This is a genomic window from Mesorhizobium sp. A623 (assembly GCF_054489405.1).
This window is the reverse complement of sequence record NZ_JBTMXB010000003.1, coordinates 60,854-79,360: the sequence shown is the minus strand read 5'-3', so window position 1 is coordinate 79,360 and position 18,507 is coordinate 60,854. Positions and strand designations below refer to the sequence as shown.

Annotated in this window: 12 protein-coding genes; 6 read left to right on the top strand and 6 right to left on the bottom strand. The window is 61.5% G+C overall.

Annotated features, from left to right (window positions below):
* Positions 1–13 precede the first annotated feature (13 nt).
* Positions 14–6,409 (bottom strand): kinesin, encoded by a 6,396-nt coding sequence (locus ACX3P1_RS04330; protein WP_459078324.1) that lies wholly within the window; start codon positions 6,407–6,409, stop codon positions 14–16.
* Between the two features lie 282 nt (positions 6,410–6,691).
* Here ACX3P1_RS04330 and ACX3P1_RS04325 point away from each other — a divergent pair, with 282 nt between their 5' ends.
* Both ACX3P1_RS04325 and ACX3P1_RS04320 read left to right on the top strand, forming a co-directional pair.
* A complete protein-coding gene (locus tag ACX3P1_RS04325) occupies positions 6,692–7,060 on the top strand; it encodes an Hpt domain-containing protein (protein WP_459078323.1) in 369 nt (122 codons plus the stop codon).
* Positions 7,061–7,268: 208 nt separating this feature from the next.
* Complete coding sequence (locus ACX3P1_RS04320) at positions 7,269–7,589, top strand: 2Fe-2S iron-sulfur cluster-binding protein (RefSeq protein WP_459078322.1); 321 nt, start codon at positions 7,269–7,271, stop codon at positions 7,587–7,589.
* A 27-nt stretch (positions 7,590–7,616) separates the two neighbouring features.
* On the opposite strand, the gene ACX3P1_RS04315 is transcribed toward ACX3P1_RS04320, so the two are convergent.
* Positions 7,617–9,092 (bottom strand): MDR family MFS transporter, encoded by a 1,476-nt coding sequence (locus ACX3P1_RS04315; protein WP_459078321.1) that lies wholly within the window; start codon positions 9,090–9,092, stop codon positions 7,617–7,619.
* A 292-nt stretch (positions 9,093–9,384) separates the two neighbouring features.
* A complete protein-coding gene (locus ACX3P1_RS04310) occupies positions 9,385–10,002 on the bottom strand; it encodes a DUF922 domain-containing Zn-dependent protease (protein WP_459078320.1) in 618 nt (205 codons plus the stop codon).
* A gap of 120 nt (positions 10,003–10,122) precedes the next feature.
* On the opposite strand from ACX3P1_RS04310, the gene folP reads away from it, so the two are divergent.
* Together folP and folK are read left to right on the top strand one after the other, a co-directional pair.
* Complete coding sequence (gene folP, locus ACX3P1_RS04305; RefSeq protein ID WP_459078319.1) at positions 10,123–10,974, top strand: dihydropteroate synthase; 852 nt, start codon at positions 10,123–10,125, stop codon at positions 10,972–10,974.
* Between the two features lie 83 nt (positions 10,975–11,057).
* On the top strand, positions 11,058–11,579 hold the full coding sequence (folK, locus tag ACX3P1_RS04300) for a 2-amino-4-hydroxy-6-hydroxymethyldihydropteridine diphosphokinase (RefSeq protein WP_459078318.1): 522 nt from the start codon (positions 11,058–11,060) through the stop codon (positions 11,577–11,579).
* On the opposite strand, the gene ACX3P1_RS04295 is transcribed toward folK, so the two are convergent.
* Entirely contained in the window at positions 11,569–12,117 is a 549-nt protein-coding gene (locus ACX3P1_RS04295) for a DUF924 family protein (protein ID WP_459078317.1), read from the bottom strand. The genes folK and ACX3P1_RS04295 overlap by 11 nt on opposite strands.
* Before the next feature lie 125 nt (positions 12,118–12,242).
* Positions 12,243–14,027, bottom strand: a complete 1,785-nt coding sequence (locus ACX3P1_RS04290) for a chloride channel protein (RefSeq protein ID WP_459078316.1) — start codon at positions 14,025–14,027, stop codon at positions 12,243–12,245.
* Positions 14,028–14,159: 132 nt separating this feature from the next.
* On the opposite strand from ACX3P1_RS04290, the gene ACX3P1_RS04285 reads away from it, so the two are divergent.
* Positions 14,160–14,597 carry a MarR family winged helix-turn-helix transcriptional regulator gene (locus ACX3P1_RS04285; RefSeq protein ID WP_459078315.1) on the top strand — a complete coding sequence of 146 codons (438 nt, stop codon included), beginning with the start codon at positions 14,160–14,162 and terminating at the stop codon, positions 14,595–14,597.
* Between the two features lie 52 nt (positions 14,598–14,649).
* Here the strand turns inward: ACX3P1_RS04285 and ACX3P1_RS04280 are convergent, their stop codons facing one another.
* Positions 14,650–16,536, bottom strand: coding sequence for an ABC transporter ATP-binding protein/permease (locus tag ACX3P1_RS04280; protein WP_459078314.1), 1,887 nt, complete (start codon positions 16,534–16,536; stop codon positions 14,650–14,652).
* A gap of 583 nt (positions 16,537–17,119) precedes the next feature.
* On the opposite strand from ACX3P1_RS04280, the gene ACX3P1_RS04275 reads away from it, so the two are divergent.
* Complete coding sequence (locus ACX3P1_RS04275; RefSeq protein WP_459078558.1) at positions 17,120–18,493, top strand: class II 3-deoxy-7-phosphoheptulonate synthase; 1,374 nt, start codon at positions 17,120–17,122, stop codon at positions 18,491–18,493.
* Positions 18,494–18,507 lie beyond the last annotated feature (14 nt).

Sequence of the window (18,507 nt, the reverse complement as noted above, 5' to 3'; positions counted from 1 at the left end):
TCGTATTGGCCGGTCAGCCCAACCGGCCGCTGGCATGGGCAAGCATGGTGTAGACCTTGCCGGTATCCGAGGTCAGGTAAGTCTGCGTGACCATGTTGTCGCGGTCGTTGCGCGACACGTCCTTCAACAGCTTTTCGAAGTCGTCGCAATACCGGTCGACAGCGGCGCGGAACTCCGCTTCTGCCTGATATTTGCGGCGAATCTCGTCGAAGGTCTGCTGGCCTTTCAATGTGTAGAGGCGGCGGGTGAACACGTCGCGTTCGCCACGGCGATAGCGGTTCCACAACTCGATCGAGGCTTCATGATCGATGGCGCGCGCAATGTCGACGGAAAGCGAGTTGAGCGATTCCACGACATGCAGGGGCGAACGCGGGGCAGGCGCCGCACGCGGCGTCTCGACCGGAGCAGGCTGGCCATTGTCGTCGCGCGATGCACCGGCAAGCAACCCCTGAACCCAACCCTGGGCGGGACGCGGGGCTGCATCGCGTTGCCGCAAAGTGGTTTCAGCCTGCCGCTGGGGTTCGATCGGCCCGCGAAGCGTTGTCTCGCCCAGCGGAGCCTGGGGAGCGCGACGCTGCGGCTCCGGTGCGCGCGCGGCTGGCGCTTGCGGCGCGGGACGCAGGGAGCGAGGTTCCGAAACATCGACACTGCGGCCAGATTTCGCAACGATATCAGATAGTTCTTTCAGTGCGTTGATTTGTTCCGACACGGCGCGCCGGATTGCCGTGGTCGATTCCTTGGCCTCCTGTGGCATCTCCACCACGCCTTTTTTCAGTTCGGCACGGGTGAGATCGAGTTCGCTCTTGATGGAGCCGGCAGTGCGCCGCATTTCCTCGGTGGCATCGGCGAAACGCTTGGTAGCCGATTCGACGACGTCGGTGATTGCAGCGCGGATCTTGTCTGCGGACTGCAACGTCTTGCCTTCGGCGTTCTCCAGCGTCTTTCCGACGAGGTTTTCGAAAGAGCGCATGACCCTTTCGAGGTCTTCGGACTTCTTGACGAGGCCGACCGCCAGATCCTCGATCGAGGATTGGCGCTCAAGCGTATGTTCCAGATTGCTTTGCGCCGAGCCCAGCAGGCTGGATGCCGACGACAGGAGCCGGCTGTGCTCGTCGAATTTCGTGGCAATCGACGCCACTTCGCGCAGCGTGGTCGAGGAAAGCTCGGTCAGCCTTGTCGTGTTTGAATCGACCAGGCGTGCCGAACTGGCAAACGTCTGCGCCGCCTTCTCGGTCGTTGCCGCGAAGCTTTGCGTGCTTTGAGCCAAACGCCCGTCGACCTGGCCAAGATTGGCTGCGGCATGCTCGATCAGCTCGTTGAGCTGCGAACTGGACGCGGTCATGCGTCCGATGAGGTTGTGAACGCTGTCGGCAAGCGTTTCGCGCGCGCCTTCGACTGCCGAGAGGGTCTCGGCCGTGCGGCTGGCGAGGGCATCCACGAGTGCGGCATTTTCCTCGCGCAGCTTGGTAGTCGCGCGTTCGGTCGCTTCCTGCATGGAGCGCTGCAATTCGGTGCCGCCTTCGGCGAAGCGATCGACCAGCGGCCGTGCCGTCTCGTCCAGGATCTTGGTGATCTCGGCAGAGCGGGTAGCAAGCATGGTGCTCAGTTCACGCGTATTGACGCCGATGGTCTTTGCCGCCTCGTTGGTGCTCTGGCCGATATGCTGGCCGACGGCTGTGAACGTTTCGGCGATGACATTGGCGCGCGAGACAAGCTGGTTTTCTGCCTGCGCGATCTGCTCGCTGAGTTTTTGGCCCATCGTGTCAGTCGTCTGTGCGAACCTGTTCTCTACGCTGGAAACCTGCTCCTCGACGCGGGCATGTGTTGCCGCCGCACTGGCTGCGAGGCGTTCATCGACGCCGGAAAGGGCCTGCTCGATCTGGCGGGCATGCGCTGTAAGTTCCTGCCCGGTCTGGCGGGAACGCTCGGCAACGCGCTGCTCCGTCTCGGCGAACGCGCCCACGATATGATCGGCATGTCCACCAATCGAGGAGGCCGTTTCGGCGATGCGTGAAACCATGCGGTTGTCGGCATCGTCGAAGACACGCCCGATTTCCGTGACGCGGGCGGAAAGCGCTTCCGAGCCTTCGGTGATGCGGGCCGTCAACTGTTGATCGGCGCTGTCGAAGATGCGGCCGAGGTCCGAGGCGCGCGAGGCGAGCGCTTCGGCCGATTCGCCGATACGGGTGCCGAGGCGCTCGTCTGCAGCTTCGAAGTTGCGCAGGATGTCGCCGGCACGCGCGGCCAACGACTGGGCCGTTTCAACGGCGCGCGCGACGAGCTTCTGGTCCGCCGCGTCGAACGTGCTGGCAATGGCGCTGGCGCGTGCGGCCAGTTCGTCCGCGGTTTCTCCGGCACGCGACAGCAGGGCGTTGGAACTGTCCTGCGCCCGCGCCGAAATGCGCTGATCCGCCTCCTCGAAGGTACGGGCAATGTCTTCGGCCCGCAGCAGCAGGGCGGCGGCCGTCTTTTCGGCACGCTCGGCGATCTTGCGGTCGGCGTCGCTGAAGGCGGCGCCTGCCTGCTCATGCAGGACAGCGGTGACTTCCATGACCTTGTCGCGCAATTCGCCGGCAACGAACACCGCACTCTTTTCGAGAACGCCGCGAATATTGTCGACGCCCGATGAAAGCGCTCGTTCCATGGTGCCTGCGCGCTCTTCGATGACGCCGGTCTGGCGATCGAAAACGGCCTCGATCTTCTGCACGTCGGCAGCGAGCGCGTCGGAAATGCCCGTGCTCTTGGCTGCAATCTGGTCGATATGACCGGAAACGGCGAGGTCGATGCCGCGGCGCGCCTCGGTAAGCTTGCCGAGGTCGTCTTCCAGTGCACGGGTCAGCATGTCGCGGCCATCGGCGAGCTTGCCGACGTGACCGACGATGACATCGTCTATGTCGCCACGGCTTGCCGCGAGCTTCTGCAAATCGGCTTCCAGCGCGCGCTTGAGGATATCGCGGCCCTCGGCCAGCTTCTCGACCTGGCCGGCGACCAGTCCGTCGATGCTGGAGCGGCTTTCGGCCAGCTTGGCGAGATCGTCCTCCAGCGCCTGTCCCAGGCTGGCACGATCCTGCGTCAGTCTTTGCATGTGATCCTGCAAAAGACTGCTGACGCTGTGGAGATCGGCGTCGAGCGCCCGGGAGAATTCGTTGCGGTCCTCCACCAGTTTCTGCGATTGACCGGCAACCGCGCCCTGAATCGTGTTGAGATCAGCCTCCAGCGCGCGCTTGAGGATATCGCGCCCCTCCGCCAGTTTCTCGACCTGGCCGGCAACCAGTCCGTCGATGCTGGAACGGCTTTCCGCCAGCTTGGTGATGTCGTCTTCCAGCGCCTTGGCAAGGCCTGCACGGTCCTGCGCCAGCTTTTCGGATTGACCGGCAATAACACCCTGGATCGCGGTGAGATCGGCTTCCAGCGCACGCGACAGCGTGGCGCGCTCTTCGGCGAGCTTATCGTGGTGTCCGGAAATCGCCCCACGGACATGATCGAGATCGCCTTCGAGGGCCTGCGAAAACTTAGAACGGTCCTGCACCAGACGGTCGGACTGATCGGCGATCACGCCCTGGATGGTATTGAGGTCAGCCTCGAGCGCACGCTTGAGGATGTCGCGGCCTTCGGCCAGTTTCTCGACCTGGCCGGCGACCAGCCCGTCGATGCCGGAGCGGCTTTCCGCCAGCTTGGCGAGGTCGTCTTCCAGCGCGCGCTTGAGAATATCGCGGCCCTCGGCCAGTTTCTCGACTTGGCCGGCAGCCAGCCCATCGATGTCGGCGCGGCTTTCCGCCAGCTTGGCGAGGTCGGCCTCCAGCGCGCGCTTGAGGATATCGCGGCCCTCGGCCAGTTTCTCGACCTGACCGGCAACCAGTCCGTCGATGCTGGAGCGGCTATCGGCCAGCTTGGCAAGATCGTCCTCCAGCGTGCGCGAAAGGTTGACGCGCTCTTCGGCAAGCCGGTCGGCGTGTTCGGAAACGACGCCGCGCACCTGGTCGAGGTCGCTTTGCAGGACCTGCGACAGTTTCGAGCGATCCTGCACCAGCTTGTCGGATTGATCGGCAATCACGCCCTGGATGGTGTTCAGGTCGGCTTCCAGCGCGCGCTTGAGAATGTCGCGGCCTTCGGCCAGTTTCTCGACCTGACCGGCAACGAGCCCGTCGATGCTGGAGCGGCCTTCCGCCAGCTTGGCGAGGTCGTCCTCCAGCGTACGCGAAAGCAGGCTTCGGTCTTCCGCAAGCTTCGCGGAATGGCTGTCCATCAGCGTCTTGATGCCGCCAATGTCGGTTTCCAGAGCCTTGGCCAGCGTTGCGCGGCCCTCCGCGATCTTTTCGACCTGGCCGGCAACCAGTCCGTCTATGCCGGCGCGGCTTTCGGCGAGCTTGTTCATGTCGGCTTCCAGCGCGCGCGTCAGAATGTTGCGGCCTTCAACCAGTTTACCGACATGACCAGAGACCATTTCGTCAATGATCGAGCGGGCTTGGACCAGTTTGTCTGAGTCTTCGTTCAGCGCATGGGAAAGCCGGTTTCGGCCCTCGTCCAGACGTTCGAGGTGATTTCCGAGCGAGGCATCCATCGCCGCGCGGGATTCGTTGACCTTGCGCAAATCCTCTTCGAGGGCACGCGACATCAGATTTCGGCCTTCGGCAAGTTTCTGTACCTGGCCGGTCACGACGGCATCGATGTCGGCGCGGCCCTCGCTGAACTTGGCCAGATCCTCGTGCATGGCCGCAGCCATGCGCTCGCCGCTTTCCGCCAGCTTTCGGCTATGCTCCTCAACGGCGCTCTCGATGCCGGCGCGAGCGTCGGTCAGGCGCTGGATATCGGTATCGAACGATTGTGAAACGGCATGGCGAGCCTCTTCCATGCGGCCGGCAAAATCGGTCGCGCGGGCTTCCAGCATCGTGGACGTGGAGGTGACGATGTCGGCCATGTTGGCGCCGATCTGGGCCTTGCCCTGATCGATCATCACCGACAGGTCGTCCTTGCTCTGCGTGAAGGCGTTGGAAATATCGCGGGCACGCTCGACCAGCGTCTCGTTGATCTGTCGGGCGCGGGCCTCAAGGGCCGCGTTCAGCTTCTGCGTGCCGGTATCAAGTGCTTCGGCGCGGGTCTGGAATTCGCTGATCAAGGCCTGTCCGCGTTCAGCCAGCGTCCGTTCAATGCCGCTGAGGCTGGCCTCGAACTCGGTGTTGAGCGTGCGTGCGGCACCGCCGAGCAGTGACACCATCCCGGCCGTACGGTCGTCCAGAAGGTCGGTCAGCGAGCGCGTCAGCCCATCAGTACTGTCGGTCAATTTGGCGATGCGCGTGTCGAGCAGGCTGGCGAAAGCCTCGCCGGAGGTCGAAAGACGGTCGGTAATGGAATCCAGGCGGCCTTCGACGGAATCGAAAATCGACATCGAGCTTTGGTTGATGCGGTCGATCAGCGTATCGCCGGAATTGGTGATCGTCATCGACAGGTTGGTCGACGCGCTCATAATGCTGTCGCGGATGGTATCGCCGGCGGAATCGATTTCTTCTTTCAAGGTTTCGTGGGCACCCATGATCGAGGCCCGCACGCGCTCCGCGTGGCCGACCACGGCTTCGCGCTCGCTGCCGAGACCATCCACGAGCGAACGGATGCGCGCTTCGTTCTCGGTATAGGAGCGCTCGATCTGATTGACCTCGCTATGAACCAGCGTTTCAAGCTCGACGGCGCGGGCCAGCGTGCGCTCGATGCCTTCACCCATGGCCGCCACTTCGCGGCGCACGGCCTGGCCGATCATCATGACGCGGTCTTGGGCGAGATTTTCCGGCTCGGCCAGGCGAAAGGCCACCTCGGTCATCGACTGTGCCGCCAGACGCATGTCCTGCGCGCGGCGGATCATGGTTGCGAACGCCCAAAACAGGACAATAGGCAGCACCGTCGCCACGGCCAGCCCGATCAGTCCCGGTTGGGCCAGCAATTGGTCGAGTGAGCGGATTTTCCAGATGCCGTTGCCAAACATCATGTTGGCAATGGCGCCCGCACCGACGATCCAGGCCAGCGATACAAAGGCAACCACCCAATAGATCGCGCTGGAAGAGCGCCGGTTAAGCGCATGCAGCAGGGAACGATAATCCTTCTGGCGGTCGTCATTGGCCGGCGCAAAGCCAGTCTGCGCGGCACCGAATTGTTCGATCGGTCGCAATTCCGGCTGTGACGGCTGCTTGGCCACGGGCTTCGCAGGCGCGCTCACGGGCGCATCCGTCGCACCCTTTTCGCCGCGCCCGGCACGGGCCAATTCGTCGGCCGCCTGGGAGATTTGTGCTTCCAGGTCTTCCATGGAAGCCGCCATGTCGATGCCGCCAGCTTCGTTTGCCAAGTCGAGATCCAGCGCTTTTTCAAGCTCGCTGGCCACGTCATTGTCGAGATTCTTGGAGGTCGTCGGTTTCTTCGCCATGCCTTCGCTACCCTGTACTAGCTGCCGCGGAGCCTGTTATTATCGCTTCTCTAGCCCCGCGCATGAGGCTCAATATGGACCCCGCGTATCGTAATGACACAGGGGGGTAAAGAAAACATGCATTCGGCGCGATACGTAAAACTTTAAATATAAGGTTAACAGGAGCGTGATTTAGACGCCTTCGATCCGCTATTTTTTCGCAACGTCTCATTAACTCGCTAGCCATAACAATCGGTCGGATATCGGCTGCTTTGGGCTGTCTGCAAGGGAATTGAGGCGATTATGAGCGGTGACCTCGGGATGGCCTTTTCAATGCCGGGCGGCGAGACAACCATTCCGGCTCCTCCACGTCCGATCGATATGGCGCATCTATCGCGCCAGACAATGGGGGACCGTGCGCTGGAGCAGGAAGTGCTGGCGCTTTTTCTCCAGCAGGCACTCGGCATGGCGCAGAAAATGGCTGAAACCGATACGAACGGCAGATTGTCGCTTGCGCATGGGCTCAAGGGTTCGGCGCGCGGGGTAGGGGCCTTCGCCATTGCCGAATGTGCCGCCGATATCGAGGGCTGCCCTGACGATGCGCGTATCTGGAAGCGGCTCGACGGGCTTGTCGAGGCCGTTCGCGATTTCATCGCGGCCATCGCGCGCTGACCTAAAGCACGTAGCGACCTTTCAGGTTCGCTTTCCGTGCTTTAGGTCGTTGTTTCTCGCATGTCTTTGCCCCGAAACCGGTGCCCACTTTCGGGAAACATGCTTTAGCGGCACACTTTCCAGAAAACGGCACCGAACGACGCTTTCGCGCGCCAGTTGACTTGTGCGCCGGAGTGATTATCTCGGCGCAGACTCTTTCAGGTGACATATGACAAAGCTGACCTACATTGCCCACGACGGCACCCAGTTCGACGTGGATGCCGAAAACGGCTCGACCGTCATGGAAAACGCGGTTCGCAATGCCGTTCCCGGCATCGAGGCCGAATGCGGCGGCGCCTGCGCCTGCGCGACCTGCCACGTCTATGTCGACGAGGCGTGGACGGCAGCGGTGGGCGAACCGCAGGCGATGGAAGAGGACATGCTGGACTTCGCCTACGATGTGCAGCCCAACTCCCGCTTGTCCTGCCAGATCAAGGTTCGCGACGATCTGGACGGCCTTGTGGTGCGCGTTCCCGCCCGACAGGGTTAGCCAAAGCGCTTTCGCGTTACGCCTCGGCTATTCAAGCGCAGGGGTGACGTCACGCCCGCGCAGCGGCTTTTCCGGCATCAGGGCGAATGTGACCATGGCGAGCACCATGGTTGCGGCGCAGGCGAAGAAGATCATCATGAAGGCCTCCTGGGAGGAATTCCCGGCGGCGGTCTCGGCCCCCTCCCTGCCAAGCGGCATGCCATAACCAAGCGCAACCGCGCCGAGCATAGCCACGCCAAGTGCGCCACCCAGCGTCCGCAGGAAGGTCAGCACGCCGGTAGCTACTCCGAGATGGGCGCGGTCAACGGCATTCTGGACGGAAACCGTGGCCACGGGGAAGGTGGCACCCGTACCGATGCCGACGCAGGCGGTGAGAATCTCGACTTGAAGCAGAGACGCATTCTCGGGCATGAAGCCGAGCGCCATGAAGCTGACCATGCTGAGCGCCACCCCAAATATCGCGATCCGCTTGTAATGCCGGATATGCGCAACCAGCGTTCCACCCGACGCCGCCCCGACGACGGTCCCCAGCAACAGCCCGAGCATCGCAATGCCGGAATCGCTGACGGACAGGCCCAGAATTGTCTGCATGTACACAGGCAGGTAGATCGCCAGCCCGACATTGGCGCTCTGGACAAGGAAGGTCGATAGCGTTCCGCACAAGACGATGGGGTTGCCAAGCACTTCGAGCGAAACCAACGGTTCGGCAGCGTGCATCAACCGAAGCGAGAAACCGGCCCAAAACAGCGCGGAGCAGCCGACAAGCCCGAGAATTTCCGGTGAAAGCCACGCATAGCGGCTGCCGCCCCAGTTCAGCGCGAGAAGAAGCAGGGACGTGGCGACGACGAGAAGGGCAGAGCCCCAGCCGTCGATACCGTGGTTCTTCGCCGCGATGGGCAGCTTCTTGAGCGGGTTGTTGATGATCGCCATCGCCAGCAGTCCGAGCGGGATATTGATCCAGAAAATCAGCGACCAGTGCAGATGCTCGGCAAAGGTGCCGCCCAGAAGCGGCCCGGCGATGCTGGCGACGGCCCATGTGCCTGATATCCACGCCGAATAGCGGGCACGCTCGAGCGGCGGCACGAGGTCGCCGATCACGGTCTGCGACAGGGCGAACAAGCCGCCGCCGCCGGCCCCCTGGATAGCCCTGCCCAGGATGAGGGCCAGCATGTTGGGAGCGGTCGCGGCGACGACGGATCCAGCCAGAAAGAGAAGGATGGCCGCATAGATCGTCGGCCGCCGCCCGTACACATCGGAGATCTTGCCGTAGAGCGGTACGACCGCTGTTGCGGTCAGGAGATAGGCCGTGACGATCCACGGCAGGTATTCGTCGTGGCCGAGCGCTGCCCCTATGGTTGGCATGGCGGGCGCGACGATGGTTTGATCGAGTGCGGCCAGCAGCATCGACAGCAGGACGCCGGCAATGATGACGTTCTTTTCCTTCTCCGTCAGGGGTGGCGCCCTGAAACCCTGGTCGGTCTTTTCCTGAAAGGACTTGTTCATCGACCCATTCATCCCGCTCATTGTCGCGCGCCACTTCCGAAAGCAAACCTATAGCGAGATGCTACCCGGAGCGGCATGATCGCAAAGGAATACTTTGGCAGGCTGTGGACCACGTCGATGGGACGGGCTTCGGACCCTTGGCGGGTTGCCGGACTACCAACCGGCATGCGTTTCCTTAAAACAGCGCCGCGGGCATTATCAGGTGTCGCGGGACGTGTCGAGCCAAGGTGGGCGCGGTGCCGGGATCGTTACCGGGTTTATTGAGCCAGCCGGAGCGCGCACGCGCCTCCGCTCAACCCGGCAGGCGACCGCTCTCGATCCGTTCCATTCTGTAGTGCAGCAGCCGCAGCATGCGGCTTTCGAAATTGATGCCCTCGACCTTGTCGAACTGGGCCTGCGCTCGCTCGTGGCGTGCAAGGATCTTCTCGGAAATGGTCTCGGCCTTGGCTTTCGCCGCCGCGCAATCCTTCTGGTTGCCGGTTGCCAGAAGCGCCTGTTCCAGCTTGCGGGCGTGGTTCTTGGCGATGACGATGTGGCTTTCCTCATGGCGCTTAATATCGGCGGACAGCGTATCCCAGAACAATTTTACGCCGGCATCCGCCTTGCGCGGGCGATGCCAGCGGGGAAGAATGACGTGCACCTTCACCGTCACGTTCGCGGAAACGATCCGGCATGAGCCGGGTTTTTCGGCAAAACCGAGGCGGGTTTTGAACGCCATTCGCGTCGCGCCTGGGTGACGGTTGCCGGTGCTCTTTACTTGCGGCCCCTTCGTCGAAAGCTGATTCTCGATCTCTTCCAGCGTGCTGCCCCCTATGCGAAAATAGGAGTAGCTTTTGACGAGGTCGGCGGCCTGGGCCGGCAGGCCAGTGACCGCCAGCAGCAGGACGCCGAGCAGGAACCGCTTCATCATGTTGCCTCTGTCGCATCCTTGCTTTACGCCAATGATCGGCGCAACGGGTATTCATCTGGACGGCGCCCGCCCGGTTGTACAAGCAAAACGTTACGTGATCTCCACTCTGGTTGACCGGCAATGATGATAAGACGATGGCAATTGGCGCATGATCGCCATCTTGTGTTAGGCGCGAAAGCCCATGTCATGGGCATTCTCAACGTCACGCCCAACAGTTTCTCCGACGGAGGCCGGTTCGACAGTTTCGACACGGCGATCGAACAGGCACGCCTGATGGCGCGGGAAGGGGCTGTCGTCATCGATGTCGGCGGTGAATCGACCGGACCCCGCGCCGAACCGATCACGGCCAGGGAAGAACAGGCGCGCGCGCTTCCGATAGTCGAAGCGCTGGCCGATCTTCCCGATATTCTGATCTCCATCGATACCTATCGCGAGGAGACGGCGCGGCTTGCGGTTGCCGCCGGCGCCCACATCATCAACGATGTGTGGGGCCTGCAACGCGAACCCGGCATTGCGCGTGTCGCGGCGCAAACAGGCGCGGGACTGATCATCATGCACACGGGCAGGGAACGCGAAAAGCTGCCGGACGTCATTGACGACCAATTCTTCTTCCTTGAAAAGTCGCTGGAAATTGCGCGGCAGGCTAATGTCGCCAGGGATCAGATGATGCTCGATCCGGGTTTTGGCTTCGCCAAGGAAACGGCTGAGGAAAACCTCGATCTGATGGCGCGGTTTTCCGAACTGCACGCTCTGGGCTTGCCGCTTGTCGCCGGCACCTCGCGAAAGCGCTTCATCGGAACCGTCACCGGCCGCGACGCCGATGAGCGAGCCGTCGGAACGGCCGCCACCAGCGTCGTTCTGCGGCTGAAGGGTGCGCATCTGTTTCGTGTCCACGACGTCGCAATCAACGTGGATGCGCTGGCTGTTGCCGATGCTATTCGGGCGCGCGAAACCAATTCTGGCGAGCATTAACTGATGTATGGAAACCATTATGAAGCATTGTATTTTTGGTGTCGGCAGAGCGGGCGCTCGGCAACAATCCGCAGCCTAATGAGATGAATTCACAAACAGGTAATACCGTTTACCTCAGTCTCGGCGGCAATCTGGGCGACCCCGCCGCTGCCATGGCTGAGGCCTTGCGCATGCTGGACGCCGATGCGGAGATTGCCGTGACGGCGGTTTCCTCGCTCTACAGAACGCCGCCATGGGGAAAGCTCGATCAGCCGGACTTCCTCAATGCTGCTGCCGGGCTTTCAACGACGCTGGAGCCGCGCACGCTGCTCGACTGTTGCCTCGATGCCGAACGCCGGCTGAAACGGGTGCGTCAAGAGCGTTGGGGGCCGCGCCTGATCGACATCGATATGCTGACTTACGGCGACCGGGTGATCCATGAAGCCGGGCTTGAGGTTCCGCACCCACGCATGCTGGAGCGCGCCTTCGTGCTGGCTCCGCTGGCCGAGATCGCGCCGGGCTTGATGGTTGCAGGGCGCAGCGTTGCCGAACGGCTGGCCTTGGTTGACGCCTCCGGCATCGAAAAGCTACCGGACGGGACCGGATGGTGGCGGGTCAGCCGCTGAACCCGCCCTCGGTTAAGAATGCCTGCTCATCGGGCGTGGTTTTGCGGCCCAGCATCCTGTTTCGGTGCGGAAAACGGCCGAAGCGCTCAACGATGTCGCGATGCTCGATAGCGTATTCGAGATAGGCCTCGGCGTTGGCCGTATGTAGCGCGACCGATTTTTCCTGATCAGTGGCATCCTCGGAATGCTCGAACGGCAGATAGAGAAAAACGCGGATGTCGTCTTCGAGCGCGAGATCGTGGCCGGCATCGATGGCCTTTGCCGCGAGGTTGCGCGCCAGCGGATCGGTGGCATACATATGGCCGGTGCCGCGAAAGCAGTTTCTGGGAAACTGGTCGAGCAGGATCATCAGCGCCAGCGCGCCCTCGGCATGCTCGAGCCAGTCGTCGCACTCGCGCCGGGCCGCCGCGAAATGCAAATCCAGGAAGCGGCTTTTGAAATCCGCATCGAAGGCTTCGTTTTTGGCGAACCAGGCATCGGCTCCGGCATCCCGCCAGAATTTCGTGACGGATAGCGCACGCTCGTCCAGCTTTTTCACAGCATCACTCCTGGGATCAGTATCCGGCGATTTGGCAGATATTGACAAGCCTATCCGCATGCCGGGGACCAAAGCAAAGGGAATTGTCCCGATGCCGTTTCCGCCCTAATAGCTCCTGGTCCCGATTATCGCGAGGCTTTTTTGCTTCCGGCCATGCGGAAGAAGCGTGCGCGGTCCTGCTCTTCGGCCCGTGTCTTGGATCGTACCCGCATCAAATCCTTCCAGCCGACATAGCCGATCAGGCGGTTTCCTTCGCGCGATACGACCGGCAGATGCGATACATTGGCTATCTGTAACTTGTCGGCCAGACCCTCGAGATACTCGTCCGGGTAGGCCAACGTGATCTTGCCGCCGGCGAGCAGTTCCGCAAGCGTCGTGTTGCGATGCGTGCCGGCGCGCCGCCAGCGCAGGATCGCGGGAGGATCGATCACGCCCAGGACATGGCCCTGTGGATCAACCACGGGAAAACTCGGATGCCGCGTTTCAGGCGCTGTCATATAGGCTGCCGCGCCATGCAGCGTCATGGTGGAGGGAACGGTTTCAACCGTCGTCGTCATCACTTCGCTGACGCGGGTAAGGGCAAACGGATCGACCCGGTACTCGCGCACCAGATGCAGGCCGCGCCTTGCGATTTTTTCGGTAAGGATCGAGCGCTTCATGAGCAGCACCGTCACGACATGCGCCGCCGAGCACGCGGTGATGAGCGGCAGGAGCACATGGGTGTTGCCGGTCAGTTCGACGGCGAAGAAGGTGGCGGTCAGGGGCGCGCGCATCGTGCCGCCCATTGTCGCCGCCATCGCCAGGAGCGCCCAGAAACCGGGGTCGGCCGCAGGCAGGAAGCCGCCGACGACCACCCCCATGGTTCCGCCGATGATGAGCAGCGGTGCTAGGATGCCGCCGGAAGTTCCAGAACCCAGCGCTACCGACCAGATGATCGTCTTGACGACGAACAGCAGGATCGCCGTCTTCGCCAAGGTTTCGCCGGTCAGCATCTGGGCGATGTTGTCGTAGCCGACGCTCAGCGCATTCGGGTCGATCATCCCGCCCACACCGACGACGAAACCACCGATCATCGGCCACCACATCCAATGGATGGGCAGTTTCAGGAACGCGTCCTCCCAGGCATAGACGATCTGCGTGAGCAAGCCCGACAGCAATCCGCCAGCCACGCCGATGGCGACCCAGCCCATCAGCCCGATCAATGAAATGTCCATGCCGCCCTGGAAAGCAAAGAGCGGCGAGGGCAGGTGCAGGGCTGTACGCTCGACCTCGGCGACGATGGCAGCGACAGCTACCGGAATGAAGCTGCGCGGCGTCCACTCGAACAGCAGGAGTTCGACAGCCAGCATGATGCCGGCGATCGGTGTACCGAATACGGTCGTCATGCCTGCCGCGGCGCCGGCTACCAGCAAGGTCTTTCGCTCGTTGTCGGTCACCGAAAGCGCCTGTGCAATCAGCGATCCGATTGCCCCGCCGGTCATGATGATCGGCCCTTCCGCCCCAAACGGGCCACCCGTGCCGATCGAGATGGCCGACGACAGCGGCTTGAGGATCGCGACCTTGGCGTCGAGCCGCGACCGGCCGAGCAAGATCGCCTCCAACGCTTCCGGAATACCGTGGCCGCGAATTTTTTCGCTGCCGTAACGCGCCATCAAGCCGATGATCAATGCACCGGCCATCGGAACGAGAACTGCCCACCAGCCAAGCGGGTTGGCCGCGATCTTGAGATCGGCAAGGGTGAACTGGCCGAAGTAGGCTAGGTTGGTAACGAGTTTGATCAGCTTGATGAGCAGGATGCCAGCACCTACCGACACAGTCCCGACAATGACCGCGATTGCCGCGATGACCAGCACCCTGGCGTCTGTCGTGAAGTCGCCCAGATGGCGTGGCAGGTCTGGTTCCGATTTCATTTCTAAGTTCTTTCTGGGGCCGGCGATATTCGAGTATGGTCTTGCTGGAAGCGAAGGGGCTGGCTGCGAACCATGTCGCCTCTATCGTAACACGATATATACATACAAGCGGTTATCGCCGCGGGGGTTTGCATGAACGAGAAAAAACCGGCGGGAACGCAGCGATCCGAAATCACGACGACGGACTATCAGACGCTCTCGGATTTTCGATATCTTCTGCGGTGCTTTCTGGAATTCAGCGAGAAGGCAGCGCGCAAGGTCGGCATTCAGCCGCGCCAGCACCAGGCACTGCTGGCGATCAAGGGCATCATGGAAAAGGGCCCGGTCACGATCGGGGACCTGGCCGAACGGCTGCGCATTCGTCATCACAGCGCGGTCGAACTTGTAAATCGCCTGGGCGAAGCCGATCTGGTTGTCCGTCAGACCGACACGGAAGACCAGCGGCGGGTCATCCTGCACCTGACGGAGCGGGCCGAGGCGCATCTGGCGAAACTATCGGCGGCGCATCTCGACGAACTGTCGCGCATCGAGCCGATGCTCACGCGCATTCTGTCGCGGGGCAAGGACTGATTTGGGCGAAGCCGTGCGAAACTCTTGATTGAGCGGTCATCACGGCAACGGCCTATTTCTGCCGCAGCCTCAGGCGGCGTACGCGCGGCCAGTTCTCTTCGAATGCTTCCGGGCGTGTGAGGATGGTGGTAAGCTCCGCCGGCAGCACAGGCACGAGCGACTTCTTCGCAGCAACGCCATCGGCGATTGTCAGGACACTATCGTAGAAATCGTGGCCGCTCGCCGATTTCGGTGGAACTGCCTCATGCATGACACTGATGACGGTCACGTTCGCGCAATTGTCCTTGATGGCCTGATGGAACGCGGTCTTGCCTTCCGGATCGAGCGCGCCGGTAGCCTCGTCAAGAAACAGCAGGCCCGGCTGCTGCAAGAGGATTCGGGTCACGACAAGCTTCTGCTTCTGGCCGCCCGACAGAAGCTGATCCCAGCTTTTCCCTTGCCGGGATTCCTGCCCCAGAAATTCGATAAAATCGCCCAGCCCGGCCTTGTGGAGCGCCGATGCCGCGCACGCATCCGTGAAAGCCTCCGGTCCGTCCGGCAGACACACGAGTTCCTTGAGGGTAAGCGGCGGCAGCTTTACTTCCTGCGCCGCATAGAAGGATTTGATGCCTTCCGGGAAGGTTATCGAGCCGCGCCCGTAAGGCCATAGGCCGTTGATGGCCTTGATGAGCGAGGTCTTGCCGCAGCCGGACTCACCCTTGACGAAGGTCCATTCGCCGCGCTTGAAGCGCAGCCGTTCGGCGGTCAGGAAAGGTGTCGCCTCGTGACCTTGCTGCGTCAGTTCGAGGCCAAGAATGCTCAGGCCGAACACTGGATTCTGACGGTCGTAGCGGAAATCCGAACTGCCGGTCTGCTGGTAGAATTCGCGCGGGTGCTGAACGCTTTCAATCGCCTCTGCAAGATCGATGACGCGCCGGCTGTTTGCCTTGAGTGTAGCGATCGCCGGCATGACGTGAATGAACCATGAGCACTGGCTGATGAGTGCGTTCACCAACTCCGCACCGGTGATGTAGCCCTTGAGGTCGACGCGGTTGGTGATGAACGGCAACAGGCCGGGTCCATAGGCGACGACGCGGGCGCCGATAAAGTTGTATATCCGCTCGAATGAATCGTAGCTGGCATGCACCACATTCATCCGGCCCCAGGTCCGGTCGATATCCACATACAGCCGCTCGTGCATGGCCTTTTGCGCGTTTTCACCCCGCGAGGCCGCGACATGGAAGCTTCGGCGCAAGAACGTGGTCAGTTCGCCGCGATAGCTGCCCTCCGCCGTCTGCATGCGAATGGACAGCCGCTCGAGCAGTCCGCCGATCTTCATGGCGATGCCGGTGTTCAGCGGTACGTAGATCGCAACCGCGGTCAAGGCCAGTACGGCGCTACCGTAACGGCCTAAAAATTCCAGCCCGTCAATCTCGGTGGACATTTCCATCAATTTCTGGCCGACGAAGAAAAGGGACGTTGCCACCGCCATGACGCCCATGGCCAAGCCGATGGCGCCGCCGGTCATGCCCTTGATCGATTCCTGGACACGCTGGTCGATATTGTCGGGGGCGGCGCCGTCCGCTCCCTGCTGCGCATGGAAATGCGTGTGGTTGCCGTCAAGCAGCGCCTCGTTGAAGCGGCCGTTCAGCCAACTGCGCCATTTGCGGTGCAGGGTTGCCGAGATGAAGCTTTTGGTGCCCGTGATGCCCGCATCCTTTATGATGACGAGCAGGACGAGGGATCCGGCGTTGGTCAAGAGGGACCGCAGCGGCGTGGTATTGGCGGCATCGTGGTAAAAGGCGATCGAGTTGATCAGTTCGCCCGACATTTCCGCGAACCAGACACCGGTCTTGCTGGACAGTGCGGTGAGCAGCGCGATCGCAATGGTCAGGCACCAGGCCTCTTTCCAGTGGCTGGAGAACCAGTAGGCGCGGATCAAGCCCCAGAAGCTGCGCATGGTTGACACCGGCGTCAGGAGTGGCGGCTTTGATGCCCCACGATGCCATCGTTTCAATATTGAGTGTCGCGGTTGGTCGGCGCGAATCACGATCCCATCCAAATCAGTCATGCTTTGTTACAGATGGTAACAGCAATTGATCATTTTCTATTAATTTTGTCTGCGGCGCGGAATATTGGGATCGGAGTCGTTGCGGTTGGGCAACACCGATGGAATCCGACGCAGTTGGAGGAACGAAAAAATCGTTTTAATACAAATGGATAAAGAGGCTCTCTGTTGACGCTTCACCCGATCGCCAGGTTCCTTGACGGCGTGAAAAATGTCGACTTTCGAGGTCTTTCTGCGAAACAACGCTGCCTGATCGCTCTGCGATGCCGGTATCCGGTGTAGGGTTCGGCAGTTCCGACGTGATGAATCGGACCGACGAATCACTGCTGCGACGAGCAAGCGAATCGTCTTGTTCAAGTCGCCACCGCCGCAAATCCGGTCTAGAATGCAAATCCGGCATCGTGTAAGGAGCCGCGATCCCTATATGAGGGAAATCGCGGGCGTGTTGCCCGCAGGAAAGAGCGTTGGTGCGATGATGACGAAGTGGTCCCCTAATTCCTGGAGAGCAAAGCCTATTCAACAGGTTCCGGCTTTTCCGGACATGAATGTGCTGAATGCCACCGAGGCCCAGCTTGCCACGTTTCCGCCGCTGGTTTTTGCAGGTGAGGCGCGCAAGCTGAAGAAGCAGCTTGGCGTTGTCGCTGCCGGTGACGCATTTCTCCTTCAAGGTGGCGATTGCGCCGAGAGCTTCGCCGAGCATGGCGCGGACAATATCCGCGACTTCTTCCGCGTGTTCCTGCAAATGTCCGTCGTGCTGACATTCGCCGGCTCGCAGCCTGTGGTGAAGATCGGCCGCGTTGCGGGGCAGTTCGCCAAGCCGCGCTCGACGGACAATGAGACGGTGGGCGACGAGACGCTGCCCAGCTATCGCGGCGACATCATCAACGGTATCGAGTTCGACGCCAAGTCGCGCATTCCCGATCCGCAGAGGCAGGTCATGGCGTACCGGCAATCTGCCGCGACGCTCAATCTTCTGCGCGCCTTCGCGCAGGGCGGCTATGCCAGCCTGGAGAACGTCCACAAGTGGATGCTGGGCTTCGTTTCCGATAGTCCGCAGGGCGAAAAGTATCAGTCGCTCGCCAATCGGATTACCGAGACGATGGACTTCATGAAGGCCGTCGGGATCACGTCCGAGACCAATTACGCATTGCGCGAGACGGATTTCTACACCAGCCATGAGGCTCTGCTGCTTGGCTATGAGGAAGCGCTTACGCGGGTCGATTCCACGTCGGGCGACTGGTATGCGACGTCGGGCCATATGATCTGGGTAGGCGACCGCACGCGCCAGCCGGATCATGCGCATATCGAATATTGTCGCGGCATCAAAAATCCGCTCGGGCTGAAATGCGGCCCTTCGCTGACGCCGGACGGGCTGTTGCAACTCATCGACCTGCTCAATCCCGAGAACGAGCCGGGACGGCTGACGCTGATCGCCCGCTTCGGCGCGGACAAGGTGGCGGACCACCTGCCCAAGCTGATCAGGGCCGTGCAGAAGGAGGGTCGCAGCGTGGTGTGGTCGTGCGATCCGATGCACGGCAATACGATCACCGCTGCCGGCTACAAGACCCGACCGTTCGACCGCATCATGAAGGAGGTTCAGACCTTCTTCGATGTGCATCGCGGCGAGGGCACGCATCCGGGCGGCATTCATGTCGAGATGACCGGCAAGAACGTCACCGAATGCACGGGCGGCGCTCGCGCGATCCGGGCCGAGGAACTTCATGACCGTTACCACACGCATTGCGATCCGCGTCTCAATTCGGATCAGGCAATCGAACTGGCGTTCCTGGTTTCGGATTTGCTGAAGAAGAAGCAGCCGGCGGTACACAAGCAGGCCGCAAACGGTTGAATTCGTTCCTGCCA